Below are 26,169 nucleotides of genomic sequence, written 5' to 3' on the forward strand. Positions count from 1 at the left end.
TCTTTTTATAGAATCTAACAAAAAAAGCCCCCGCCTCTTGAAATAATTCAAGAGACGAGAACTTTAATATCCCCGCGGTACCACTCTTCGTAAATCGGTTGTGTAGTTACAGCTAACTTACACAAATCGCGATTTCACTCCAATGACTAATAACGGTGTCTGCCGGGCTGATCTACTAGAAGTTCTGCTCGTTGGATCAACCGTCTCCCGGGTGCGCTTCACATCGGACCTCATACCGGCTTACACCTCTTCCGGCTCGCTGTAATGATACGGCTCCGCTGCTACTCTCCCGTTCCATGACGTTAATTCCAATCATTATACAAACCTATTCAGTAGAAAGCAACCTATTATTTCCTCTTCAGGCACTAGTTCCATATATGTAATTACACTGCCACCAATTGGCGGCACGCCTGAACGCAACGACGGCAGGCTTCTGCACAATGCTTGCAATGATCATGGGAATGCTTGCTGCATTCAGCAGCACATACCTCACAGGCCTTGGCGCACAGCTCACAGATTTGCTCGGCAAAATCCGTTCCACGCTGCAGCATTTGAGCAGCAAATCCGCATATTTCTGCACATTCCCTACTCACTCGAATACATTCACGCAGCATAGCTAAATCATATTCCTTCAAACTCGCTACGTAACATACATTGCAAGCGTTCATACATTCCAGGCAAGCATCCACGCATTGTTGGTATGAATGATTCATATTACATTACCTCCCAGTTGTTGACCCTGCTGTACTATTACCCGCTGACCCTTGAGATTAATCATTTGATGTGCGCGCTTTCAATAAAATAAAAACAAAGTAATCCCGACTTATGTAAGGAAGTGTACTATATTCCAGTGTGCAAGTGCAAGGATATTAATCACATGGATTTTTAGCCCCTGTTTCTGACTTGCATACACTCAGTCATTGCTCTATTGTAAAAAGTGTATGTCTAACCACCGATCAAGGAGTGAGCATTTCAATGAATATGTCTTCTGTAGAGGAGCATCGACAGGAATCCCCGCAACAGGTTAATTGCATGGTCGTGACTGTCTCGGACACCCGCACCGTGGAAACAGATACTGGGGGACGACTGCTCATGGATCTACTAGAAACCAATGGATATAAGGTTGTTCGATATGTCATCGTCAAAGATGACTACGAAGGTATTCAGCAGTTAGTATCCGAAGCAGCGGCACAGGATGAAATCGAGGCTGTACTTTTGACAGGCGGTACCGGTATTTCTCCACGTGATACTACATATGAAGCCGTCTCCTCTCTACTGGATAAGGAACTACCTGGCTTTGGAGAAATCTTCCGTTATTTAAGCTTTGCTGAGGACATTGGTTCAGCAGCTATCTTAAGCCGGGCTGTAGCTGGCACTGTGGGCCAGACAGCTGTATTTTCTATGCCTGGCTCACGCGGAGCCGTTCGTTTGGCAATGGAACGCATTATTGTCCCTGAGCTACGACATGTGATGAGAGAAATTTATAAATAAGCTCCTATTTCCTACATGCCGCGACACAAAAAGGCACCCCATATATTCATGAGGTGCCTCTTCCAACTATTCTTTTTCTTCAACTTCGGGCTGCATATAGCTATCGATCAGCTTTTGCTTCAGCTCCCATACCTTCTCGCTCAGATTTACACGATAAATTTCAGGGTTCAGCTTCCGCAAATATTCTGGCCAAAACAGTTTCAACTGTGAAGTATGGTAGGCACGAATTTCATCCAGCTCAGGAAGCTCATATACCTTCTGTCCATTTATAAAAATAGGCTCAAGCATTGGTACGGCTTCATAATTTTCTACATACTTCTTCATATACGGATGCAAAGGGTTAAACAGCTTCAGGCGCTTACCATTACGCGGACGCTCTTCATCCGGGAAAGAAATATAATCGGCCACAGCTCTCCCTTTTTTCTTATCCACAATGCGATATACATCCTTCTTGCCTGGTGTGGATACTTTTTCTGGGTTACCCGAGATCTTAATCGTCGGCAACATTTCGCCATCAACTTCACGCTCAACCAGCTTGTACACCCCGCCAAGCGAAGGTTGATCTGAAGCCGTAATAAGCTGTGTTCCTACACCCCATACATCAATACGTGCCCCTTGGGCTTTCAGGTTAAAAATCGTATTTTCGTCCAAATCATTGGAAGCTACGATTTGTACGTAATCTAAGCCTTCAGCATCGAGCATTTCCCGCGCCTGAATGGATAGATAAGCCAAGTCACCGCTATCCAGACGGATTGCATTCATACGCTTGCCCTGACTCTCCAGCATTTTTGCTGTCCGAATCGCATGAGGAACACCACTTTCCAGCGTGTCAAAGGTGTCTACCAACAGTGTAACCTGGTCTGGTAAAACCTTCGCATACACGTCAAACGCCTCCTGCTCCGTCATAAAGGTCTGCACCCATGAATGGGCATGTGTTCCCTTCGTCGGGATTCCAAAGTGCTCGCCTGCCAGCATATTAGAAGTCGCGTCAAAACCTGCCACATAAGCTGCTCGTGCTCCCCAAATCGCCGCATCTGCTTCCTGCGCACGCCGTGTTCCAAATTCGAGCAGTGTATCGTCACTTGCCACCTGCTTGATGCGCGATGCCTTTGTCGCAATGAGTGTCTGATAGTTCATAAAATTCAGTAATGCCGTCTCGACAAGCTGCGTTTCCATAATCGTTCCTTCGACACGTACCAGAGGCTCGTTTGGAAAAACAAGTGCCCCTTCTTTCATCGAATGGACTGTTCCACCAAACTTAAACTGGCGCAGCGCCTCCATGAACATGGGATCGTAATTCTCCTCCTGTTCAGACAGATAGCGAATGTCCTCTTCTGTAAACCGCAAATTTGCAATATAATTCACAATGCGTTCCAGACCAGCGAACACGGCGTATCCATTACCAAAAGGGAGTTTACGGAAATACGCCTCGAACACAGCTTTACGCTGATGACTTCCGTTCACCCAATGGGCGTACATCATATTAATCTGATATTTATCTGTATGTAATGCGAGGCTCGTTGACTGCATCGTAATCATCCTCTCTGACTGTCCCCAGGTTTGTGGCAGCGTACCGCCTCATCTGCCCAGATTCAGCAATATCCGGCTCCATTTTGTTATCGGACATTGGTGCACAATCGTTAAGTTATTTTACTTCTTCTGACGTAAAACCGTATCCTCAGCCGACCGTACCGAAGCTCCAAGACTTCCCTCAAAATGACCCAAAGCCCAATCATGTCCAGCTTGATTAAAGCTCGCCACAGCGTCCTTGTATACAGTAATAGCAAAACCTTTGTTATAAGCATCTACAGCCGTATGCAGCACACATATATCTGTACACACACCAATTAGATGAACTTCCAGAACACCACGTTCACGCAGCCTGAGCTCCAGATCTGTGCCCGCAAAAGCACTGTACCGTGTTTTATCCAACCAGTAGATAAGATCACTTTGTTGCTCATAAAGGCTACGTAGCTTGCCATACAAATGTCGTCCGTTGGTTCCACGTATATTATGTGGAGGAAACAGCTTGCTCTCCGGATGATAAAGGTCGTTCTCCTCATGCAAATCCACAGCCATGACAACAAAGTCCCCTTGATCCACATATGCCTGCGTAATTGCTGCGATCCGTTCATCCAACTCAATCGCAGGTTGTCCTACAGGCAAACTACCGTCCACAAAATCTTTCGTGTAATCAATAACAATTAGTGCCTGCATCGTACGGTCAGCTCCTTATCCTCAAAGTGATATTGTACGTTCTATGCGTAACCTATTACATTAGGCGTTACGTGTAGATAGATAAACGCGGTACTCTGTCACTAAAACGGTACAACTGTGCCGGTCTTTGTGAATACTGGTTGGAACTGAGCGGTTTGCCATTCTCATCACGCACCTCTTCCAGTATTCCCTGCCTGCTACGAGTCGATGTTATTTTGCGAATAAAGTTTGGCTCTTCGAAATCCGGTACGACACTCTGAATCACCTGATATAATTCACCCAGTGTAAAATGTAGCGGTAAAAACTGCTTGGCTATCGTCGTCTGAAGCATCTGCAACTGAATTTTGCGATAAGCATCTACAATGATATCCCGGTGATCGAATGCCAGCTCCAATTCCTCCAACGCTTCGCGGATCGTGAATAGCCCAACCTCGGAAGCATCATCGGCCGCCTGACGCTGTTCCAACATCCATTCTTCTACTAGCGCAAAAAACGCATGCGATATGATCCACCCGCGCGGATCACGTCCCGGTCCACTATATACACCCAAATACTCCAGATGCCCGCCGTCCACACCCGTTTCCTCTAACAGCTCCCGCTTGGCAGCTCCATACATGGATTCATCTTCCTGACAAAACCCTCCAGGCAACGCCCAGCGTCCTGCAAAAGGCCAACTGCGGCGCTTGATGAGCATCACTTTCAGCTCACGAATCGGCAATGTCTTTGTTACCGTCTTGCGCTCCCGCTTCGTTAAGGTAAACATAACGATATCCGCCGGAGCTCCATCCGGGGTACGGTATTTCTTAATGTTGTACGACGCCTTTTGCGCCTCTTCGTTTATACGATTGCTATCCATTGGCATCACCATATTATATCGTTTTGATAAATTCATTATGACATAATAAAAATTTTTGTCAAGTGTCAGGCCTTACCTGAATCACTTGCTTGTGTACGTAATACTCGGAAGGTTGCTGTAGATGTAGAACCGAGTGTGCCTTCACTATCTCTTACTTCCGCCTCAGTGGTTATCGTGCGACCTCCTTGATGAAGAATTCGCGCCCTAACCTCCAGTCGTCCTTGCCTCATGGGTGACAAGAAATGAACATTCAGGTTCGTCGTTACACATGGATCCATATTTCGTGAAGCCATACTGACCATCCCCATCGCCTGATCCATCAATGAAGTAAGTACACCCCCATGGACAATACCCATCACATTGGTATGCTCTTGTTTGGCCTCCAAAGCGATCTGTACCTCGTTTGCATCAGCTGCAATCAGTTCACACCCTAAATACTCCCAAAAAGTATTATTCTCTCCCTCTAGCATCTTACCCAACTTATCCATTACCTTGCTTCCATCCCTTCTATGTTGTCCCATTTCTCTTGAAGTCCTATAACCATATACGTTGGCAAAATGCTTTCGAAAAAAAGGCGTGGAAGCTACGCCTCCACACCATAGATTTCATTCTAATCACTGCAATTCGACGAGGAAGTGCTTTTTCCCTCTTCTACGTTTACCTTCTCAGCAACGGTATCACGGATCGCCATAATCACCATTTGCAGTAGCTCATTAATTTCCACCTGACTCTGCTGAAACTCCGTTACAATTGGAATACCGTCAAGCTCTTCCTGTAGCTCCTGAAGTTCGGCCTCTATTTTGGCAATCATTTTTTGATTCTTCAAGGATTCAAATGCTACAATTTCCTTTTGCTTCTTTTTCATCGTTGCAATCAGTTGCTGGATGCGCCCATGATCCTGAATCTTTTCTTCTGCTTTTCGGAATACCTGTACTTCCTCACTGCTACCCAAAATACCTGCCAATTCTTTGGCTTTTGCCAATATCATTTCGCGATTGACCAAATGATCATGCTGGCGCGCCGCCGATTGAAGTTCTGTTTGTTGCAACCGCTCCTCTGTCATTGTCCATCGCTCCTTTTCTCACTTAGACGGCCTTGCACACAGCCCTTTACTCAGACCGCATGCAACCCGCTAGAATATTCTTTTATCCGTTAACTGCTACAGCCGTTTCAACCAGATCACCTTTGATGTAAAAGGTCATAGGTTCCGTAATTTTCACTTGAACAAAGGAACCAATCAGATCCTTAGAGCCCTCAAAATGTACAAGCTTATTGGAACGGGTCCGACCGGCAAGCACTTTGCTGTCATTTTTGCTCTCGCCTTCCACCAGCACTTCAACCACTTCGCCACGCAATCGACTATTAAAGCGAAGGCTGTTTTGGTTCACAGCAATGTTCAGACGCCGGAGACGCTCTTTTTTAACCGACATAGGCACATTATCTTCCATCGAAGCAGCTGGCGTACCTTCACGTGGTGAATAAATAAATGTGTAGGCAAAGTCATAGCCGACCTCGCGCACCAAAGATAGAGTATCTTCAAACTGCTCGTCTGTTTCGCCCGGGAAACCTACGATGATATCTGTTGTCAGAGAAACATGCGGAACAGCTGTTTTAATCTTCGCAGCCAGTTCCAGAACACGCTCACGGGTATATTTTCGGTTCATTTTCTTCAATATATCCGTATTACCGGATTGAACAGGCAGATGGATATGCTCCACCAAATTGCCACCCTTACCAAGCACTTCAACCAAATGGTCATCAAAATCACGTGGATGTGATGTCGTAAAACGTACACGCGGGATATTAATTTTGCGCATATCATCCATCAGATCCCCGAATCTGTAATTCAAATCTTTCAAATCCTTGCCATAAGCGTTAACATTTTGCCCCAGTAAGGTGATTTCTTTAAAGCCTTGACGTGCCAAATCCCGTACTTCAGCGATAACATCCTCTGGACGGCGGCTTCTTTCCTTACCACGTGTAAAGGGAACAATGCAATAGGTGCAAAATTTATCACAACCGTACATAATGTTCACCCAAGCCCGCATACCCTCGCGCTTCTTCGGCAGGTTTTCGATAATGTCGCCTTCCTTAGACCACACTTCGACCACCATTTCTTTGCTAAAGAGTGCTTCCTTGACGAGCTGAGGCAGACGATGAATATTGTGGGTACCAAAAATCATATCGACAAAACCGTGTTTTTGCATAATCCGGTTAACGACATTCTCTTCTTGTGACATGCAGCCACACACGCCGAGCAGCAGTCCTGGCTTTTCTGTTTTGAGATGCTTGAGGTGACCCAGCTCGCCAAACACTTTATCCTCCGCATTTTCACGGATAGCACAAGTGTTCAGTAAAATGATGTCTGCTTCCTTCCGATCCTCGGTTGCCTGGTAGCCCATTTGCTCCAGCAAGCCTTTTATGGTTTCGGAATCATGCTCGTTCATTTGGCAACCGAATGTGTATACGATATAATGCTTTCCCTCACCGATATGCTTTAGCTCATCCGGGACTGCGTTATCATATAATACCTGTACATCCTCTTTACCGCGTTGCTTTTCTTTTCTATGGTTCGGCTCCGCCATAATGTTGATTTCACGTCCGCGAATACGGATCTTTTTGCTATGCTCATCTTCAGAAATAATCTTCGCATCCGAGAAATCAAAATATTTGGAGTAATCTTTTGTTTTCTTTTCCATTCCTTAGTCACTCCTTACACCATCTATTTCACGAGCTAATTTGTGATTTTACTGTATCTTTAGGCTTGGTAAATTTATTTTAGTTCTAAAAAACCTTTAAAAAAGGCATTACACTAAATTATAGCATGATTTATAGGCCATCGCCATAGATCAGCCGCAGATACCATTGAGTGCAATGTGAACTCATGTTCTTTTTGTACATTAGTGAAGTATTTGTGAATTATATAGTATGTAAAAAGCCCGATTCTTTTGCAAGAATCGGACTCTTTAAGCCTTCCGGCATTTAAATACGTGTATATTAGTCTACGATTTCAGCGTTGTCACCGTTTTTCACACCGGCTCCGTTCGCTTCATCTGTATCAATGTGCATATCCAAAGCAAAAGAATCGGACACACGTGCAAGAACATTTTCAAATACAAGGCCACGTTCGCCGCCGACACGTACTTTCAGCAACTGCTTGTCCTTAATGTCCCATTTAGCTGCATCAGATGTATGGAAATGAATATGGCGGGCTGCTACAATCACGCCTTCTTGCAGTTCCACTTCACCAGCGGGTCCTTTTACCGTGATTCCTGGTGTACCATCAATGCTACCAGATTCGCGTACAGGTGCTTTTACACCAATAGCAAAGGAATCAGTGCGAGAGATTTCCAATTGGGATGCGGGACGAGCAGGTCCCAAAATGCGAACCTTATCAAATTGACCCTTAGAACCAATTACAGCTACCGTTTCATTTGCGGCAAATTGTCCTGTTTGGGACAAAGGTTTAAATTCAGTTAATTGATAGCCTGCTCCGAACAAAATTTCAATATGCTCTTGAGTCAGGTGAATATGACGGGCTGAAACGCCGACAGGTACGATTTTACTCATCGTGTGGTCACTCCTTTTTCTCTATACAATACTTTACACATCCATGCTATTATACTCCTATTTTGCCAAGAAAGAAAAGGAGAGCGTATAAAGTTCCCTTTTTCGCCCTAATCAGCGTTAAATATCGTCCATAGAAATCGGATCAAACCGTCGTTTTAGCGAACAAGAGAAAGAAAAGCATGATTTCAGCTACGATGAGATGAGGGGGAACGACAACAAATATATTAAGAATAAACAGGACACAGAGTATTCCAGTTAAGAAAAAAATGACTCTGAGACGAGGTTTCAGATGACTTAATCTGTACTGATGAAATACCAGCAAAACCGACAAAAAGTAAATAAAAACAGAAGCAAAGGTAAAGCAAAGCACAAAGATATAGTCTACTTGTCCCAAAAACAAGAGCTGAATCGAAGCAGCTAGCATGCTAAGGGAAAGATAAATAAACAAATGACCATAAATAATAGTCTGTCCTGCTGATTGTTTTGATTTATCTACGCGCTTCTCCATATTCTCAAAATATTGCCACCAGATTGCGATGACTAATACAAAAGCCAAAGCAGCAAATACAATAGAAGAAACCGTAAAATGATCGGATTGTAAAACAGAAAGCATACTTATCACAGATTCGCCAAGCAAAATTAAGGTGAACTGTGCAAAGCGTTCTAAAAGATGCTCCGTATGGATAGGTGTGATCACCAACTTTTTACGGCCAATCAAAGGAACGAGGATATCAATAGCTATACCTGTATATAAAATCAAATATCGAACCCAAGAATCAAAGAAGAGGGAGAAACTAGAAATGACTATTCCAATCCAAAAATAAATTCCGAAAAAACGAGCTGTTTCCTGTTTATGAGCCGTTTCTTTGGGTGCCGAAAGTAAATATTGAACGACAGTCAAACCTCTTAACCCAATATAGCCAACAAAAAAAGATACATAATACGCATCAAAATCTATATTCAGGCTGGCGGTCATGATCAACACGAAAAACAATTGCAGGATCATAAAAATTCGATGTGTTATACTGTCTTGCCCAAAACGATTGTTGTAGACCGTTTGCCCCACCCAAGCCCACCATATTGGGATAAAAATCATAATAAACTTTTCCATATGTTCCCATGAGATACTACCATGCTCAACATGTAGCAAAACATGAGTGGCCTTGGAGACAGCAGCTACGAACAACAAGTCATAAAAGAGCTCAAGCCAGGTAACCTTTTTTATCAACATTATGTAATGGAGCCCCCTCTGATATGGCGGTGCAGCATGGTGACCCGTCAGTCTCGCTCCAACGTCTGCCGTATTTCTGCAAATGTTATTTTAGCACCATGCAATTCTAAGATGCTCCAATTATTTCGTAATCCTTCTCGCTTTGTCAAGAGTGTTCGCAGCTAAAAATTCCCTCTATAAATAGCTATTTAAGAAGAAATTTTGGAAGGCAGATTCGTTTGCAAGTATTCCAGCGCATGTCCTCCCAGCCATCCCTTGACCAGCTCCTCAGGGTAATGCTTCAGCAGCAGTTCTGCAAAAATCGGATATTTCCCCGAATGCTCCAGCCCTTGCACATGGTGCTCGATACCGTCAAAATCAGAGCCAAACATCAAATGCCTTTCGCCGCCTAATGAACAAATATGCTCAATGTGTGGTAGCAGATCCTCAGCAGTTACCATGCCCTGCTCTTTGAGAAACATTGTGACGAAGGTCAAACCAATCCGTCCGTTACGAGCGATCAGTGCACAAATCTGTTCATCCCGTAGATTTCGAGGATGAGCACACTTCGCAAAGGCATTCGAATGCGAAGCAATGGGCGGTAGAGTGGCCTCCTCTAGCACCTCCCAGAAGCCCTGTACCGACAAATGCGATACATCTAGCAGCAGTCCCAGGTCATTACAGCGATTGACCAAATCGCGCCCCTTGCTACTCAGCCCGCCACCTCTATGTTCCATAATGCCGTCAGCTGCCCAGTTCGCATAATTCCATGTCAGTCCAATCAATCGTATTCCCATGGCATAGCACAATTCTGCATAAAACGGGTTCCCTTCCAGCGCATCTACCCCCTCCAGTGAGAGCAAAGCCCAAGGTGCCCATGTATGATCCGTCCCATTACCATCCACATACGTTATCTTTTCCATGCGCTTCTCTTTTCCTGCCTGCTTTACTTGCTCCTCCTGATGCACTGCGGACGTATTTTTACACATTACCAAGTCTTCCTTCCACAGCAATGGTCTCAACCCACCTGAGATAGAGGTAACATGCTGCCTGAACAGCTCAATTTGACGAATCACATGCTCAAATCTTGGCGTGCCCAATACCTGAGAAATATATATAGCAAATGTTTGCAACCGCACGTTACCTTCTAGCAAACGTTCTTTTGTGACATCAAGCGATGGATGACTGAAATCGATCTGCGCATCGAGCTGCATTTTACATAACACATCACAATGAAAGTCAACAACTGGCCAATTCACTTTTAGCTTATCATTCATGCATCTTACCTCCATTTAGAGATTGAAGCATCACAAATTTATTTTAAAAATCATAGTAACAGACTCACAAAGCAAAAAAGCCCGTTTACAAATCGTAAACAGGCTCAGGCAACTTACATTTATTATCTTGGCTCTACAATCAATTTGATCGCAGTCCGATCTTCTCCATCAATAACAATGTCTGTAAAAGCAGGAATACAAATCAAATCCACTCCGCTTGGTGCGACAAATCCCCGGGCAATGGCTACCGCTTTAATGGCTTGGTTTAGTGCACCCGCTCCAATCGCCTGTAATTCTGCATTTCCGCGTTCACGCAGTACTCCTGCGAGTGCGCCTGCAACTGAATTGGGATTGGATTTTGCTGATACTTTTAATACATCCATAGTAAGTACCTCCCCTGGGAATGATGATGGTTTGATTCCACTATTAGATGTTATTCGAGGGTCAGCAAAAAATTCCTGCTTTTTGGTGACAGTTTTCCTTATTCTTTCCTTAAGTAGCTCACAAAAAGGTTAATCCATCCGCCATTCATCTTCTTTGAGTCTGATTTTCTGAATTTTGCGGGCTTTTCCATCGTTATCATTCAGCTCTACGCTGATGGCATGAAAATGCCATTTGCCCATGTCCACTTGAAAACGTACTGGAAGCTGGGTCTGGAATTTCTGTAACACAGCCTCTTTCTGCATCCCAAGCACTCCCTCATAAGGACCTACCATTCCCGCATCTGTCTGATACGCAGTTCCTTGTGGCAAAATCGTATCGTCATTGCTCTGTACATGTGTGTGCGTACCTACCACGATTGAAGCACGTCCATCCAAATGCCAACCCATAGCGATTTTTTCCGAGGTTGCTTCGGCGTGGAAATCAACTAGGATATGTTTATGTTTTTTGCGCAGCTCATCGACAATTTCATCTGCTGCACGGAATGGATCGTCAATAGCTGGCAAAAAAGTTCTACCTTGCAGATTAACAATAGCCAGCTCCTTACCTCCACCTTTTACAACGGTATAACCCCGTCCTGGTGTTCCTGGTGGAAAGTTAGCCGGGCGGATGATCCGCGGCTCATCATCTATAAAATCAAATATTTCCTTATTGTCCCAAGTATGATTTCCCATCGTAATCCCATGAACGCCCCAATCAAAAAACTCTCTGGCGATGGCTGGGGTAATTCCTCTTCCCGAAGCCGCATTTTCTCCGTTCACAATAATAACATGCGGGTTGTATTTTGATTTTAGCGAAGGGAGATTCTCCCTCAGTGCCTTTCTGCCTACACTGCCGACGATGTCTCCAATAAATAATACGTTGATAGAAAGCCCTCCCTAGTCTGCCTTACATAATGAAAAGTGGCCCTACAAGCAGCGGCCACTTTTCATTGAAATGCTTTTATTTTGCGTATTCTACCGCACGGGTCTCGCGTATGACGGTAACCTTGATATGTCCCGGATAGTCCAGTTCATTCTCAATCGTTTTCGTAATATCGCGGGCCAGTCGGAATGCTTCCGCATCATCAATTTTCTCTGGCTGTACCATGACACGAACTTCGCGTCCGGCTTGAATCGCGTATGATTTTTCAACGCCTTCAAAAGATTCGGAGATGCGTTCCAGCTTCTCAAGACGACGGATGTACGTCTCTAGCGTTTCACGCCGCGCTCCCGGTCTTGCTGCTGACAGGGCATCTGCCGCCCCAACCAGCATGGCGATCACTGAAGTCGCTTCGCAGTCGCCGTGATGTGAGGCAATGCTGTTGATGACGACCGGGTGTTCCTTGTACTTCTTCGCCAGCTCCACGCCAATTTCAACGTGCGATCCTTCCACTTCATGATCCAGCGCCTTCCCGATGTCATGCAGCAATCCTGCCCGTCTTGCCAGTACAACGTCTTCGCCCAGTTCCCCGGCCATCAGACCTGTCAAGTATGCAACTTCCATCGAGTGCTTCAATACGTTCTGTCCGTAACTTGTACGGAACTTGAGACGTCCCAAGATCTTGATCAAATCTGGATGCAAGCTATGCACGCCCACCTCAAAGGTGGCCTGTTCACCATACTCACGGATTCGTTCGTCCACCTCTTTACGGGATTTTTCCACCATCTCTTCAATACGAGCCGGATGTATCCGTCCGTCCGCTACGAGCTTTTCAAGCGCAGTACGCGCAATCTCTCTACGAATCGGATCAAATCCAGACAAAATAACAGCTTCCGGCGTATCATCAATAATGAGGTCAATTCCTGTAAGGGTTTCAAGTGCACGGATATTACGGCCTTCGCGCCCGATGATCCGGCCTTTCATTTCTTCGTTCGGCAATGTGACAACAGAAACCGTCGTTTCTGCTACATGATCTGCCGCACAGCGTTGGATGGCCAGTGTGATGATTTCACGAGACTTTTTGTCCGCTTCTTCTTTGGCCTGCTGTTCAATTTCTTTAATCATCTGAGCTGTTTCATGACGAACTTCCTGCTCTACGTTGGTCAGAATAATACTTCTTGCATCCTCCATCGTCAGATTGGAAATACGTTCCAACTCAGTTACCTGACTCTTGTAAATCAAATCAATTTGCTGCTGGGTTTCATCGATTCGTTTCTCTTTGTTGGCCACTTGTTCTTCTTTGCGTTCCAGCGATTCCAATTTTTTATCCAGCGATTCTTCTTTTTGCAGCAATCTTCGTTCCTGTCGTTGAATTTCATTGCGACGTTCACGAGTTTCTTTTTCAGCTTCGGCACGGATGCGGTGGATTTCATCTTTCGCTTCCAATACCGTTTCCTTCTTCAGCGCTTCTGCCTCTTTTTTCGCGTTCTCCACGATTTGCGCGGCAGCTTCTTCCGCACTGGAGATCTTAGCTTCTGCAATAGATTTGCGAATAAAATAACCAATCCCGAACCCAAAGAATAACGCGGCTACAGCAACGAGAACGAACCAGATCGCAGTCATCATACTGTTCACCTCCCCGTTGGTTCCTCCAAGGCATTCCTTGGGACTTTTTGCAATTGTCACATTTACTTTGATCGTCAAACTAAGACAACGACACAAGGTCGTTTCATTTCATATGCACATGCTTTCACATGTACAATTCCGCCTGGCATAGCGGCATCACTTGTTATTTGGCGATGAGAACTCACCGTGGATTCCGCTTTTTTGGAAGGAAAAAGGGCGTTCCACAAGTATCGTTTCATATATATTTTATTATTTGACAAATGGCATTGTCAAGGGAATGCAAACATTAGTAGACTACCATGCAGCTTTCCATGTAATAACTAGCTCATCCTATCCGTTCATACTAGCCAAAGGTTCAGCAGCCGTTTGGCAACTATTCCTCCCACTGCAACAATTCCTCGTCATCTGAAGCAGCGTCATGCTCGGTCGCAGTGAGATGATTGACTACCCGGCGTGTCATATCCCCCGAATATCCGCGTCTCATGAGAAAAGGGTATGTTTTCCTTTTTTTCTCCATTATATCACCACGTACCTGATTCCATTTCTTACGTCCGACCGTCAAAGCGCTCTCCCACTCCTCATTATCGGTGATCTCACCTAACGCTTCGCCAATAGAGGCTTTAGAGATGCCCTTCTGACGAAGTTCTTGCCTAACCCACATCTTCCCCTTACGTTGGCTTGTTATGCGCTGCCTTGCCCATTGACGGGCGTATAAATCATCATCTACGAGTTGTTCCCTATGGAGTCGGACCATTACTTCGTCAATAACAGACTGATCCAGTTCTTTTTGCGCTAAACGCTGGGCAATTTCCTGACGTGTGCGAGGCTTTCGCCCCAAATAGCGAAGCGCAAGTACATAAGCCTGTTGCTTTTCATCTGCCAGAACGATATCTTCCAGTTCTTTTTTATCAAATGACGTTCCTTTGAACATATTGTACTTGATCATTACATCTTCTAATACAGACAGTGAATAAGGACCAAAATGTATGATATACCTTCCATGTTTGCGTCCCTGTCCCTGCTCTACCCTAGTAATCATCAATTCCTCATGATCCGGAAAAAGAGAAATCCCTTGTTGCTTATTTGCTTCCGAAGTGTATTCATCTTCATCGTCCAACTGCAATATATTTCCCTCACTTTGAAATTCACGAAAGCAGCCTTTGAACACCTGCTACGCAAAAGTTAGATTCCACTGACAAAGCAGACTCTAGTTGATGCAAAAATGCCCTGCACAACTGTGCAGGGCATCAGAATCATGCTATTCAAACGGACGGTGCCATAACCCTGGCCCCAGTTCACAAACCAGGATTCACCGAGCTTTATTCAAGCTCCAACAATTCCTGTTCTTCCTTCGCTTGCTGTGCCAACTCTTCTTCTGTAGGCGGAGCAACCGTCGTAATCAGATTGCTGGCCACCCGAATTTTTTGTTCGATCGTACTAGCAATATTCGGATTTTCCTTCAAAAATTGCTTAGCATTCTCACGTCCCTGACCAAGGCGCTCACCTTCGTAGGAATACCAGGCTCCGCTCTTGTCGACAATGTCATGCTCCGTACCGATATCGATCAGGCTACCTTCTTTGGAAATGCCCTCACCGTACATAATATCTACCTCAGCCTGACGGAAAGGAGGGGCAACTTTGTTCTTCACGACTTTAATACGTGTGCGGTTACCCACAATGTCGTTACCCATTTTCAAACTTTCAATACGACGAACATCCAAACGTACCGTAGAGTAAAACTTCAAGGCACGTCCACCTGGTGTTGTTTCAGGGTTACCGAACATAACACCTACTTTTTCACGTAGCTGGTTAATAAAAATAGCAATGGTTTTCGACTTATTAATGGCTCCAGAAAGCTTACGCAATGCCTGAGACATCAAACGTGCTTGAAGACCAACGTGGGAATCTCCCATTTCGCCTTCAATCTCTGCCTTGGGCACAAGTGCCGCTACGGAGTCAACAACTACAATGTCTACTGCTCCACTACGTACAAGAGCTTCGGCAATCTCAAGCGCCTGCTCTCCTGTATCTGGTTGCGATAGTAACAACTCATCAATATTGACACCCAGCTTGCTTGCATACGACGGATCAAGCGCATGCTCGGCGTCGATAAAGGCGGCTTGTCCGCCTGTTTTTTGCACCTCTGCGATAGCGTGAAGAGCTACTGTCGTTTTACCGGATGATTCCGGTCCGTATATTTCAATAACCCGGCCTCTTGGAAAGCCGCCCGTTCCTAACGCAATATCCAAAGCAATCGAACCACTGGGGATCGTTTCCACTTGCATGTGGGTAGACTCACCCAACTTCATAATGGAACCTTTACCAAATTGCTTTTCTATTTGACGGAGCGCCATATCCAGCGCAGCACGACGATCTGACAATAAACTCACATCCTTCATTGTTTGTACTTTAATAATACCTTGTTTTGACACGCTTGCCAAGCATTTTTTCGAACATACATTCGTTTTTTTTGTTCACACAGCTCTCTTCTACAATTACACCTGTCTCTTAAAACAAAAAAAGAACCGCTGGCAAAAGGCTTTGCAACGGTTCTTCCGATAAGAAGATTATATCATGAATATCTATCTAAAACAACTCTACGACCCACACTGTACATAGATGTTTAAGAGAGTTTCTCGTTCTCTACCAGCCTGCGCCACAATCTGTACAGGATTGCTTTGACTGATCGCAGTCGGATTGTTTCACGGTTACCACTCAGTCTCAGTTCATGTACTTCCGTTTCCTTGTCGCGTTCAGCAATGCCAATATACACCAAACCGACTGGCTTCCGTTCGGAATACCCAGGCCCGGCAACACCAGTAACTGAAAGTCCAAAATCGCTGTCCATGATCATTCTCGCCTGCTCTGCAAGCACAAGGGCTACTTCCTTACTCACTGCACCTGGCGCTTGATCCCCTTCCAAATAATCATAAGGCACGTTGAGTAATTTCATCTTCATTTCATTGGAATAGCACACGATGCCACCTTGAAACATAACAGCACTGCCAGGTATAGAAGTGATGTGTTCCATCAGCATTCCACCTGTACAGCTTTCTGCCGCACTCACAGTGAGCCCGCGTTTGGCCATTAGATCTACGATAACCTTCTCCAGCGTAACATCTTCACTTGCATACATATATTCCGAAAGACGCTGCTGAATTTCTACTTCCGTAGCCGTCAGCTTAATTAGTGCTTCACTTTCGCTGGCCGCCTTGGTGGATATACGGATCGTGACTTCCCCTTCCTTGGCATAAGGAGCAATCGTGGGGTCTGTCTGGGATTGGATCAGATCTAACAAATGGGTTTCAAGAGCTGACTCACCGATCCCTGCAAATTTTAGCATTTTTGAATAAATTGGCATTTCCTCACCGCTCAATGCCTGCTGAAGCAACCAAGGTTTCGCTTGGTTTGCAAACATGGGTTTGAGTTCCTTAGGCGGTCCAGGCAAAACTACATAAAATTTACCGTCCTGTGCAATTGCGTCGCCCACAGCTAGCCCTGTCTCATTTTCAAGCGGAGTAGCGCCTTCAATAGAAAGCGCCTGCCGGCGGTTATTCTCGGTCATTTCTACCCCACGGTTACGGAAAAACTGATCTAGCTTGTCCATTGCAAGACGATCTATGTGCAATTTTCGCCCCAATACAGACGCTATCGCATCTTTCGTCAAATCATCCTGAGTCGGTCCCAGACCACCGGAAAACAAAATAATATCCGCACGCTTCTGAGCAATTCTTATCGCTTCCTGAAGCCGATCTATGTTATCGCCAACTACAGTCTGAAAATATACATCGATTCCGATTGTAGCCAACTCTTGTGACAAATATTGAGCATTTGTATTCACTATTTGTCCGAGCAATAACTCTGTACCTACTGCAATTATTTCAGCTTTCATCAATTCTTCCTCCTGTACTGCGAATATTATGGGAATTATGTAAAGAAACAGCAATAAGTTTAGTCCCTATTGCTGTTTCCATAAAATTTATCCTGTTAAACTTTGGAGGAGCTCAGCAAGTGGATATTTTTCACAAAATAATCAATACCCGAATAAATGGTGATCAACACCGCTGCCCATATCGCTATTAAATCAAACGGGATACCAAGAAAAACAAACGGGAAATTATTAATGAGCAACGCTACAATAGCAACGATCTGGATGATCGTCTTCAATTTGCCCCAATTACTTGCAGCAACCACAGAACCATCCAGTAAGGCAATCTGACGCAGACCCGTAACCGCAAACTCACGGCTAACAATCACAACGACAATCCACGAATCGATTTTTCCCATTTCTACCAAGGAAACCAAAATGGCGGTTACCAAAAGCTTATCAGCAAGGGGGTCCAACAGCTTGCCCAAATTGGTGACCATATTATTTTTACGTGCCAAATATCCGTCAAGACCATCCGTGCTGGCTGCTACAAGGAAAATGATAGCCGCAATCAGCTGATTATACGGCAGCTTGAAAGCTCCGATCTCAATCGGCGGCGGATAAAAATCAAAGTCCACCAGCAAAGCCAGCATCATCACCGGAATAAGGCAAATCCGCGTTATTGTAATTCTGTTGGGTAAATTCACAACACACTCTCCCCTGATTATCGTACTTGATTACAAATGGCAGTTTTCGGATTAAATTCAATCCTATGTAAATCGCTATCGACGAGCGCTATACACCTGAATTGTCTGCATTTTCGTTACAAGTATAATATGGCACAAAACGCATGTCAAAATAACCTGCCGCACATCAAGCAACGTTTTTTCCTACAAAATGTATGAGGGAAAACGGCTTTATTTCATGTTTGTAAATTGAAGCTCCAATGGCAAATCAGCTTTACGCAGCAATTGAATGATCGCCTGTAAATCATCCCTGTTTTTTCCGGTCACTCGGATTTGATCACCTTGAATCTGACTTTTAACTTTTAGCTTGGAGTCCCGAATAAGAATGTTAATTTTCTTGGCATTATCCTGATCAATTCCCTGCTTAAGCGAAAGACGCTGACGCACTGAACCTAAAGAGGCGGGTTCCAATTTGCCATACTCCACATTTTTAAGGGACAGACCTCGTTTGGCCATTTTAGATTGCAAAATATCAATCACCGCATTCAGCTTGTATTCGTCTTCCGATGCAATCGTAAGAGCTTCTTTCTCAAGCTTAAGGCTACTTTTGCTATCCTTGAAATCAAATCGAGTTTCAATTTCACGCTCCGTCTGATGAACCGCATTTGTTAACTCCTGCATATCCATTTTGGAGACGATATCAAATGAATTTTCTGAAGCCATCGTTTCACTTTCCTTTCCACAACAAAGTTCAATATCTAATTATAGGCTAGTCATTTACAAAAATCCAATAATCCGTTGACTAAAAAGGCGTTCTTGCCAGTTTTCCTGACAAAAACGCCTTTATTTCATTTACGGTCAAAATATCTAATTATGGCTTCGTGTTGGAGTTCGGAACATATCCAAAAGTCCAAGCACAATGTGAGCAAGACCAAAGCCCAGTATGCCATAGCCCCATGCATTCGGTGTCAGATAATAGCCCAGTAAACTGACAATTATACCGAGCCCAGTCACAATCCAGCTGACGGTCATAACGTATACACCTCACTTTGCGGAAAATGAAATGACTGCCTTTCCAGGAATTACAGTCATTAGTATTTCCTCGCACCAAGGCGTTTATTCACCATCAGTAGTTGTAGAATCTGTACTACTTTGTGCTGAATCCGTACTGCTACCTGTCGTAGAATCTGCAGGTGAACCCGTCACCCCTGCACTCGTTCCGGTTGAAGAAGCTTCTCCTTGCTGGATCAGTACACGAGTAGTCGATTTATTATCTGTTATCGGTTGACCTGCTACGGAAATATCTGTGGCAGAAGACCGTCCTGATTTGATATATAAACCTTCTGGACCAATATCGAATGACATGGCATCTCCACTTTTAGTCATACCATAACTCAGCTTTTCTCCACGGGAATTTTCTCCCTTGTACACTTCAAGCCAGCTTTCGCCCGTCGCTTTAATATCAACCTTGACCGCAGCTCCCGTTGAACTGGAAACTTTAAAAATCGTCGTCTTGCCTTGCTTGCCGTCCTGTGCCACAGTTACACCTTGTTGTGGCGTAGTCGTATCCGGCTGCTGTCCAGTATCTGGAGTAGTAGCACCCGTACTCCCCGTACCACCTGGCTGAGTTTGGCCGGTTTGCCCCGCATCAGGAGTCTGCCCACCAGCACCATTTGGAGCCGTCGTTTGACCATTGTTCGGCTGTGTCGTAGTGGTATCAGGAGTAGACGTGCTTGGTGTGGTGCTTGGTGTTGTACTTGGTGTTGTAATCGGCGTTGTGTTTTCTGCTGTTTTTGGAGTTGAATGGTTGTTGCTCACCCAATAAGCATAAATAACCCCAACAATGAGAACTAGAAAAAGCCACATTAACGCTGTAGGCAACCATTTAAGATTACCAATCGTGGCGGGACGGCTGGAGCGTTTCTGTGTAACAGGCTCCATGACTGCTTCCGGCTCAGGTTCAGGCACATTGCTTTGATGCCCTTCCAGAATCTCATCGGGGTTCAACCCGACCGTTTCAGCGTATGTTTTAATAAAAGCTCTGACATAAAAGCTTCCCGGCAGCACTTTGTAATCGCCCGTCTCAATGGCTTCCAGATAACGTTTGCGTATCTTCGTCATTTCCTGAACATCGTCAAGGCTCAATCCTTTTTGCAGCCGGGCCTCCTTTAATTGCTGACCCAGTTCTGACATGTCATCATCTCCTTGTGTAATTACGCTTATTTAAAGATCTTCTGTATAACTGGCTGTAAAGGTATCATAAATAATTTCCTCAGCCGGATTATTGCGAAGCTCAATAATGATATTGAAATCGTCAAAGCTGTATCCTGATTCACGTACAAATACATCAGGATGCTCAATCACTTTAGTACTTGGCATACTCATGATTTCCTGAAGCAGATGATAATGTCTTTCATTTGACCGAATTGTACTCACAATACCATCAATAATAAACACATTGTTTGGGTTCATTTCTTCTTCAGAGAGCTGACTGCGTACCGTCTGTCGTAGTAACGTTGAAGACACAAAAGTCCAACGCTTCATTGCGCATACGCTACTGGCAATAATGGATTCCGTTTTGCCCACACGCGGCATCCCGCGAAGACCGATCACCTGATTGCCGTCCCTCTTTAATACTTCACCCAAAAAATCGACCAGCAACCCAAGCTCATCGCGTGTAAAGCGAAATGTTTTACGATCATCCGAATCCCGATCGATGTAACGGCCGTGTCTTACTGCCAATATATCAACCAGTCTCGGAGCACGTAAGGCCGTGACTGTAATGTTGCTCGCTTTTTTTAACGTGTCTCCGAGAATGCGTATCTTCTCGTCATCGTCCGTTTCAAGCAACATCCCCCGTCTTTCGCCTTCAACACCGTTGATCGTCAGTATATTAACCCCCAGAATACCAAGCATGGAAGCAATGTCTCCCAGCAGTCCGGGTCGATTTTTATGTATCTTGTACTCCATGTACCACTGTTTCGTTTCTTCCGTCACGTTAGCACCTCATTCACATTCAAACCGTCAACAACTCCAAATCAAAGCATTATTGTATCATAAAATAACATCTTTCGACAAAACCAATTATTGAAATTTGATAGGCTGCATTGTGTTGTAAGCCTCAATCACGTTTATGATATATAAATTACAATGGAATTACAAGAACAGCTCTGTAACCATTACAGAAAAGCCCCCAAAAGGGAGCTTTTCATGTTGGTTCCTACTTATGCGTTGCTCTTGGCCAATTTAACCATTAGCCGGGCGATGGTGTGACGCTCGTCCTCATCGGCAACTCCCCACAGTTCTTTCAGTGCGCGGTTGGAGTGGTTGGCTGGATCGACCTTCTCATCCAGAAAATCACCAATTTCATAAGCAAGCTCAGAAATGGTATCTTGGCTGATTCCCAGCTTCTCCGCTTGCTCTACACGCTGACCGAGGAACTTTTTCCAAACATCAAAATTCTGAACAACTGTTGACATACTTAAATCCTCCTTAGATGATTCAGATTTAAAATCAACAGTTGTAATATGCTCTTCTCAGACGCTTACTATACTGGTGGATTCCTCCAAGCGCTATTTCCCTTAAGTCACCCATCCTCCGTTAGGACTTATGACCTGGCCATTAATATAACCTGACTCAGGAAGCGCAAGAAAATAAACTAGGGACGATATTTCATCAGGTCGAGCCAATCGTCCAGCAGGAATTTCTTCTTCCAAACTGGTAATTTCGCCTTCATCCAAATGATCCAGCATCGACGTATCCACTGCACCTGGAGCTACAGCATTCACTGTCACCCCGGAAGGTGCTACCTCTTGAGCCAGCGCTTTAGTGAAAGCGTTAATGCCTCCCTTGGTGGTGGAATACAACACCTCGCACGAAGCACCACATATCCCCCACACGGATGAAACATTCACAATGCGGCCATAGCGTTGGGAAATCATATGTGGCATAAAAACCTGCGTGCACAAAAAGGTTCCCTTAACATTGACAGCCATCACTTCGTCCCATTCCTCTTCCGAAACATCTGTTAACAGCCCATAATGAGATAGTCCGGCATTGTTCACAAGAATATCCGGCTTCATCCCGTGATTATCCAGCTTTTCACGCATGCGTTCGATCTGCTCCTTGCTCCGCAGATCCGCTGACACGGTCATTACCTTGCCTGAATAAGCCATGCAACGACGGGCAACTTCATTTGCTTTTTCATGGGACTTCATGTAGTGAATGACCACATTCATCCCTACAGCTGCAAAACGCTCAGCAATAGCCGCACCAATTCCGCCACTTGCTCCTGTAATCAGCACGGTTGTATCGCCAATCGCTTTTAGTTCTCCGCCCTCGGTGGTCATCGTTTCCCTCTCCCTGGACATTACGGACTCACCACTAGTGATATTGCGAGTTGATCCCACTGGATATGGTCTTTCAGACGGCGATTTACATCCTCAAGCGTGATACTTTCATAAATCGGAAGCAGTTGGAAAAAATCGCTGCCCCGGAAGCGATGTCTTGTAAATTCATGCGCAATATTTTCTGGTGAATTGAGTGTACGCAGATAACCACCGATTTTCTTTTTGCGTGCCCGTTCAAAATGTTCTGCTGCAAAGCCCTGCTTCTGGATGGACTCCACCTCTTCACGTATTCTCGCCAACAGCCGATCCGGGTCTTTGGTATCCCCACCGATTGCAGAGAATGCATATTGCTGCGTGCTATTGTACTCATGACCAAAACTGTCCGAAATCAGATCCTCATCGTAGAGCTTTTGATACAGTTGTGTACTGGAGCCAAACAGGAGATCTAGCATCAGCTTGGTTTCCAGATCATGACGGAGCAATTCTTCACCCGTTAGGCCTACTTCAGCCTCCTTAAATCCAAACAGTAGCTTTGGCAGAGAAACGGCCAGCTTTACCTCACGACGTGGTTCTGCAACTGTAGTGGGTTCATCGTCGAAAATCTGCTCGATCTCTCCCTGCGGCTTATAGTCCTTTTTAGCCTGATTGTTACGTACCAGTTCTATTACTTCAGCTGGATCCACTCCGCCCACTACAAAAAGAATCATATTGCTTGGATGGTAGAAAGCTTCATAGCAACTGTACAGCGTTTCCTTTGTAATCGTACTGATGGATTGAACAGTACCTGCGATATCAATATGCACCGGATGGACCTTGTACAACGCCTCGATCAGACCAAAGTAACTCCGCCAATCGGGATTATCTTCATACATATTGATTTCCTGGCCGATAATGCCTTTTTCCTTCTCTACATTTTCATCTGTAAAGTAAGGATGCTGCACAAAATTGACCAGGGTGGTCAAATTTTCTTGAATACGCTCGGTTGCCGAAAACAGATATACTGTTTGATCAAAGCTCGTAAATGCGTTCGCCGATGCCCCATTAGAAGAAAAGGTAGCAAAAATATCGCCTTCAGGCTCTTCAAACATTTTATGCTCCAAAAAATGGGCTATGCCATCCGGCACCTTTACGGGCTGTTGACCTTCTACGCGGAAATGATTATCAACCGAGCCGTATTTAGTCGCAAATGTGGCGTACGTCTTCTGAAAACCCGGTTTGGGCAACACATAAACGTGTAAACCGTTATCCATTACTTCATAGTACAGCGTTTCCTGCAAATGCTCATAAGGTATATGCTCCACCGCTATTCCCCCTTCTGGTCTCTCAAGAAATAAATAGTGTCCAGTCGGAACGTCCGGGCGGCATCCTGAACATCCTGCACCTTGACTGCCTCCACCTGACTCAGCAGCTCATCTACCGTCCGCTCTTTACCGGAAAGCTGTCTGTTAAAATCATAGGCGATCATTTCAAAAGCGGAATCCTGCATCTCCTTCAGCAAGTTGCGAATCATCGCCTGCGTTTGGGTCATTTCCAGCTCGGTAATCGCTCCATTTTGCGTATCTTCCAGTTGCTTGCGGATAATAGTAACCGCTTTTTCATAATTAGGAATTTCGATACCAGATTGAATCGTACCAATCCCTTTATGCCCGTCATACCGCGATGAAGCGTAATACGCCAAACTTTCCTTTTCCCTTACATTAACGAACAGCTTTGAATGCGGATACCCGCCCAAAATGCCATTATACATCAGAGCGGAAGCATAGCGATCGTCTCCATACGTAATAGGGGTGCGCAACCCCATGTTGAGCTTGCCCTGGTTCACATCAAGACGCTCTACAACGGTTTGAACCTCACGCTCTACTGACTTGGGCTGTTCTGGAACATACCCTGCTTCCGCTGAACGATTCAATTGAAAATAGCGATCAACAAACTTCTCAACTTCTTCCAGCGTCGTATCTCCCACAACGTATAAATCCATGCTGGCATGATTCAGCCATTCTCCATAAGCCTGATACAAGCTCTGTGCATCTATGCTGTCCAGATCGGATCGTTGACCAAGAGGGTGCAGACGATAAGGCTCATCTTTGCACATTTCCTCCATACAGCGCTCACCAGCATAACGTATTTTATCGTTAACTATAGATTCCAGCTTTTTACGCACATTTTCTCGTTCCTGCTGGACGTATCCCGTTTGAAATGCACCATTTTCCAATGCAGGCTTCGTCAGCACTTCTCCGAGAAAAGCAAACGAACGATCCAGCAAACTATCCGGACTGTTTACAAAGCTGTCATTAATCGTATCCATGCGAAATTGCACGATCTGATAATCTCCACGTTTGTATACATCGAATCCGAAACCCGCGCCATACAATTGTTCTAACTGTTCTCTGAATTGTGTAGTCTGCGGATACGATTCTGTACCCCGTCGCAGAACGAAAGGTACCAGCCCCACTCGGGTTACGGTTTCCTCACGTAGCGGAGTACCTACATACAACGATATGGCAAACGTCTTAAAGCGCTTGGTCGGCAGTACATGAATCCTCAGTTGTCTGCGTGTGCCACGCTCGAAACCTGTTTTGTTCAAGTCCAAAACTCCTTTGTGACGTCAATTTGCGTCTAGCCTTTGATTAGCATTAGCTGCTGTAAATCATCCTCCTGTAAAGAGGTAAAGTGTACCAATCTTTATTCTAACCATGCAAAAGCCAAGAAGCAACCGGAGACAAGCTCCCGGCTGCTTCGGCGTTTTACATGCAGAAAATATGCTCCCCAATGGTTTTCACCTGCGGACGGGACCAAATCCATTTGGAGGTGGCTGTTTTTGGGTTAAAATAATAAAGACATCCTCCGCTTGGATCCCAGCCGTTCAGTGCTTGGCGTACCGCCTTTTGTGCAGTCTCATTCGGTGTGAGCCAGATTTGGCCGTCTGCTACAGCTGTGAAAGCTCCTGGCTGAAAGATCACTCCAGATGGTGAGTTGGGAAAGCTGGGTGACTTAACCCTGTTCAAAATAACAGCCGCGACGGCAACTTGTCCTTCAAATGGCTCGCCGCGGGATTCACCGTAGACCGCGTTGGCCATAATTTTAAGATCATTTTCAGATAGTCCCATGGTGTTGGCCGATCCCATCGTTTCATCATTTTGATCCGCTTTATCGTTATTGTCCGCTGTTTGTCCCTGAGCGGAACCTTGATTGTTACGATGCATAGGAGTTTCCGTTGGCTTCCAGTTAGGAGTAGCATTCACCAGCTTTAATTTCGTTTTTGCTCCGACCACTCCATCGGGACGGATGCCAAATTCCTTTTGAAAACCCTTGACAGCTTTTAGAGTACTGCTGCCAAAATGGCTGTCCACTTTCCCGCCAAAAAAGCCCAGCAACTTCAAACGTGATTGCAACTCATATACATCCTGACCGTAAGATCCAAAATCAACCGCTCCCGAGCTGAATGTCGGCTGGGAAGGTTGCGCTGCTTGTACTTTCTGCTGTGTGCTCAGCGTCTCTGCTTGCTGCTGTGCAGAGTCATTTTTAAAAAGTCCTGTGTACGTAATAGCCGAGGCTGCGAGGATACCCGTGCAAATCCAGACCATTGTCTTTTTCATATGCTGCGCTCTACCTTTCTTTTGTGGGATTAACAGGATGGCTACGTTTATTATGACAAGCTCCGCTTAAAGCTATTCACCCTTTTAATCTTCTTTCAGCAGGTAGTCGCCACACCTCAAA

General features: G+C 45.0%; 27 protein-coding genes and 1 other annotated feature. Of the genes, 1 reads left to right on the plus strand and 26 read right to left on the minus strand.

Going from position 1 to position 26,169, the window contains the following annotated elements; translation table 11 throughout:
* Positions 1-47 precede the first annotated feature (47 nt).
* Positions 48-306: a binding site (T-box leader), on the minus strand.
* Between the two features lie 77 nt (positions 307-383).
* Entirely contained in the window at positions 384-713 is a 330-nt protein-coding gene (locus BM358_RS01050) for a four-helix bundle copper-binding protein (RefSeq protein WP_023988251.1), read from the minus strand.
* A 262-nt stretch (positions 714-975) separates the two neighbouring features.
* Here BM358_RS01050 and BM358_RS01055 point away from each other — a divergent pair, with 262 nt between their 5' ends.
* On the plus strand, positions 976-1,491 hold the full coding sequence (locus tag BM358_RS01055; RefSeq protein ID WP_023988250.1) for a MogA/MoaB family molybdenum cofactor biosynthesis protein: 516 nt from the start codon (positions 976-978) through the stop codon (positions 1,489-1,491).
* 66 nt (positions 1,492-1,557) lie between these two features.
* Here the strand turns inward: BM358_RS01055 and BM358_RS01060 are convergent, their stop codons facing one another.
* The 25 genes from BM358_RS01060 to sleB form a co-directional block, all read right to left on the minus strand.
* Positions 1,558-3,021 carry a nicotinate phosphoribosyltransferase gene (locus tag BM358_RS01060; RefSeq protein WP_028542698.1) on the minus strand — a complete coding sequence of 488 codons (1,464 nt, stop codon included), beginning with the start codon at positions 3,019-3,021 and terminating at the stop codon, positions 1,558-1,560.
* 120 nt (positions 3,022-3,141) lie between these two features.
* Positions 3,142-3,708: a cysteine hydrolase family protein gene (locus BM358_RS01065; RefSeq protein ID WP_028542699.1), complete on the minus strand. Its 567-nt coding sequence runs from the start codon at positions 3,706-3,708 to the stop codon at positions 3,142-3,144.
* A 67-nt stretch (positions 3,709-3,775) separates the two neighbouring features.
* Entirely contained in the window at positions 3,776-4,564 is a 789-nt protein-coding gene (locus BM358_RS01070) for an NUDIX domain-containing protein (protein ID WP_023988247.1), read from the minus strand.
* 65 nt (positions 4,565-4,629) lie between these two features.
* A complete protein-coding gene (locus BM358_RS01075) occupies positions 4,630-5,052 on the minus strand; it encodes a PaaI family thioesterase (RefSeq protein WP_023988246.1) in 423 nt (140 codons plus the stop codon).
* 122 nt (positions 5,053-5,174) lie between these two features.
* Positions 5,175-5,627 (minus strand): YlbF/YmcA family competence regulator, encoded by a 453-nt coding sequence (locus tag BM358_RS01080; RefSeq protein WP_023988245.1) that lies wholly within the window; start codon positions 5,625-5,627, stop codon positions 5,175-5,177.
* Positions 5,628-5,709: 82 nt separating this feature from the next.
* The gene (gene miaB / locus BM358_RS01085; RefSeq protein WP_023988244.1) at positions 5,710-7,263 is read right to left on the minus strand and encodes a tRNA (N6-isopentenyl adenosine(37)-C2)-methylthiotransferase MiaB; all 1,554 of its coding nucleotides are present in this window, start codon (positions 7,261-7,263) and stop codon (positions 5,710-5,712) included.
* Positions 7,264-7,561: 298 nt separating this feature from the next.
* Complete coding sequence (gene pduL / locus BM358_RS01090; protein ID WP_023988243.1) at positions 7,562-8,134, minus strand: phosphate propanoyltransferase; 573 nt, start codon at positions 8,132-8,134, stop codon at positions 7,562-7,564.
* A 142-nt stretch (positions 8,135-8,276) separates the two neighbouring features.
* Entirely contained in the window at positions 8,277-9,365 is a 1,089-nt protein-coding gene (locus tag BM358_RS01095; RefSeq protein ID WP_028542700.1) for a low temperature requirement protein A, read from the minus strand.
* A 188-nt stretch (positions 9,366-9,553) separates the two neighbouring features.
* Positions 9,554-10,621, minus strand: coding sequence for a dipeptidase (locus BM358_RS01100; protein ID WP_028542701.1), 1,068 nt, complete (start codon positions 10,619-10,621; stop codon positions 9,554-9,556).
* 122 nt (positions 10,622-10,743) lie between these two features.
* Positions 10,744-11,004 (minus strand): stage V sporulation protein S, encoded by a 261-nt coding sequence (locus BM358_RS01105; RefSeq protein ID WP_007430104.1) that lies wholly within the window; start codon positions 11,002-11,004, stop codon positions 10,744-10,746.
* A gap of 129 nt (positions 11,005-11,133) precedes the next feature.
* On the minus strand, positions 11,134-11,928 hold the full coding sequence (locus BM358_RS01110; protein WP_013309959.1) for a TIGR00282 family metallophosphoesterase: 795 nt from the start codon (positions 11,926-11,928) through the stop codon (positions 11,134-11,136).
* Positions 11,929-12,004: 76 nt separating this feature from the next.
* Positions 12,005-13,549, minus strand: a complete 1,545-nt coding sequence (gene rny / locus BM358_RS01115; RefSeq protein ID WP_013309958.1) for a ribonuclease Y — start codon at positions 13,547-13,549, stop codon at positions 12,005-12,007.
* Positions 13,550-13,922: 373 nt separating this feature from the next.
* Entirely contained in the window at positions 13,923-14,672 is a 750-nt protein-coding gene (locus BM358_RS01120; protein ID WP_028542702.1) for a regulatory protein RecX, read from the minus strand.
* A gap of 196 nt (positions 14,673-14,868) precedes the next feature.
* The gene (gene recA / locus BM358_RS01125; RefSeq protein WP_023988239.1) at positions 14,869-15,930 is read right to left on the minus strand and encodes a recombinase RecA; all 1,062 of its coding nucleotides are present in this window, start codon (positions 15,928-15,930) and stop codon (positions 14,869-14,871) included.
* 242 nt (positions 15,931-16,172) lie between these two features.
* On the minus strand, positions 16,173-17,441 hold the full coding sequence (locus BM358_RS01130) for a competence/damage-inducible protein A (RefSeq protein ID WP_028542703.1): 1,269 nt from the start codon (positions 17,439-17,441) through the stop codon (positions 16,173-16,175).
* Positions 17,442-17,536: 95 nt separating this feature from the next.
* Positions 17,537-18,124: a CDP-diacylglycerol--glycerol-3-phosphate 3-phosphatidyltransferase gene (pgsA, locus tag BM358_RS01135; RefSeq protein ID WP_013309954.1), complete on the minus strand. Its 588-nt coding sequence runs from the start codon at positions 18,122-18,124 to the stop codon at positions 17,537-17,539.
* 210 nt (positions 18,125-18,334) lie between these two features.
* A complete protein-coding gene (locus BM358_RS01140) occupies positions 18,335-18,826 on the minus strand; it encodes a YajQ family cyclic di-GMP-binding protein (protein ID WP_013309953.1) in 492 nt (163 codons plus the stop codon).
* 144 nt (positions 18,827-18,970) lie between these two features.
* Positions 18,971-19,135, minus strand: a complete 165-nt coding sequence (locus BM358_RS26355; protein ID WP_023988236.1) for a hypothetical protein — start codon at positions 19,133-19,135, stop codon at positions 18,971-18,973.
* A gap of 84 nt (positions 19,136-19,219) precedes the next feature.
* A complete protein-coding gene (locus tag BM358_RS01145) occupies positions 19,220-20,296 on the minus strand; it encodes a helix-turn-helix domain-containing protein (RefSeq protein ID WP_028542704.1) in 1,077 nt (358 codons plus the stop codon).
* A gap of 30 nt (positions 20,297-20,326) precedes the next feature.
* Positions 20,327-21,100 carry a DUF3388 domain-containing protein gene (locus BM358_RS01150; protein ID WP_013370747.1) on the minus strand — a complete coding sequence of 258 codons (774 nt, stop codon included), beginning with the start codon at positions 21,098-21,100 and terminating at the stop codon, positions 20,327-20,329.
* A 227-nt stretch (positions 21,101-21,327) separates the two neighbouring features.
* Positions 21,328-21,582, minus strand: coding sequence for a DUF3243 domain-containing protein (locus BM358_RS01155; RefSeq protein WP_013309950.1), 255 nt, complete (start codon positions 21,580-21,582; stop codon positions 21,328-21,330).
* A gap of 102 nt (positions 21,583-21,684) precedes the next feature.
* The gene (gene ymfI, locus BM358_RS01160; RefSeq protein WP_023988234.1) at positions 21,685-22,452 is read right to left on the minus strand and encodes an elongation factor P 5-aminopentanone reductase; all 768 of its coding nucleotides are present in this window, start codon (positions 22,450-22,452) and stop codon (positions 21,685-21,687) included.
* A 20-nt stretch (positions 22,453-22,472) separates the two neighbouring features.
* Positions 22,473-23,753, minus strand: coding sequence for an EF-P 5-aminopentanol modification-associated protein YfmH (gene yfmH / locus BM358_RS01165; protein WP_028542705.1), 1,281 nt, complete (start codon positions 23,751-23,753; stop codon positions 22,473-22,475).
* Positions 23,754-23,755: 2 nt separating this feature from the next.
* A complete protein-coding gene (gene yfmF / locus BM358_RS01170) occupies positions 23,756-25,036 on the minus strand; it encodes an EF-P 5-aminopentanol modification-associated protein YfmF (protein WP_023988232.1) in 1,281 nt (426 codons plus the stop codon).
* Between the two features lie 160 nt (positions 25,037-25,196).
* Positions 25,197-26,048, minus strand: coding sequence for a spore cortex-lytic enzyme (sleB, locus tag BM358_RS01175; RefSeq protein WP_028542706.1), 852 nt, complete (start codon positions 26,046-26,048; stop codon positions 25,197-25,199).
* Positions 26,049-26,169: the final 121 nt, after the last annotated feature.

The organism is Paenibacillus sp. cl130 (genome assembly GCF_900116035.1).
GTDB lineage: Bacteria > Bacillota > Bacilli > Paenibacillales > Paenibacillaceae > Paenibacillus > Paenibacillus polymyxa_B.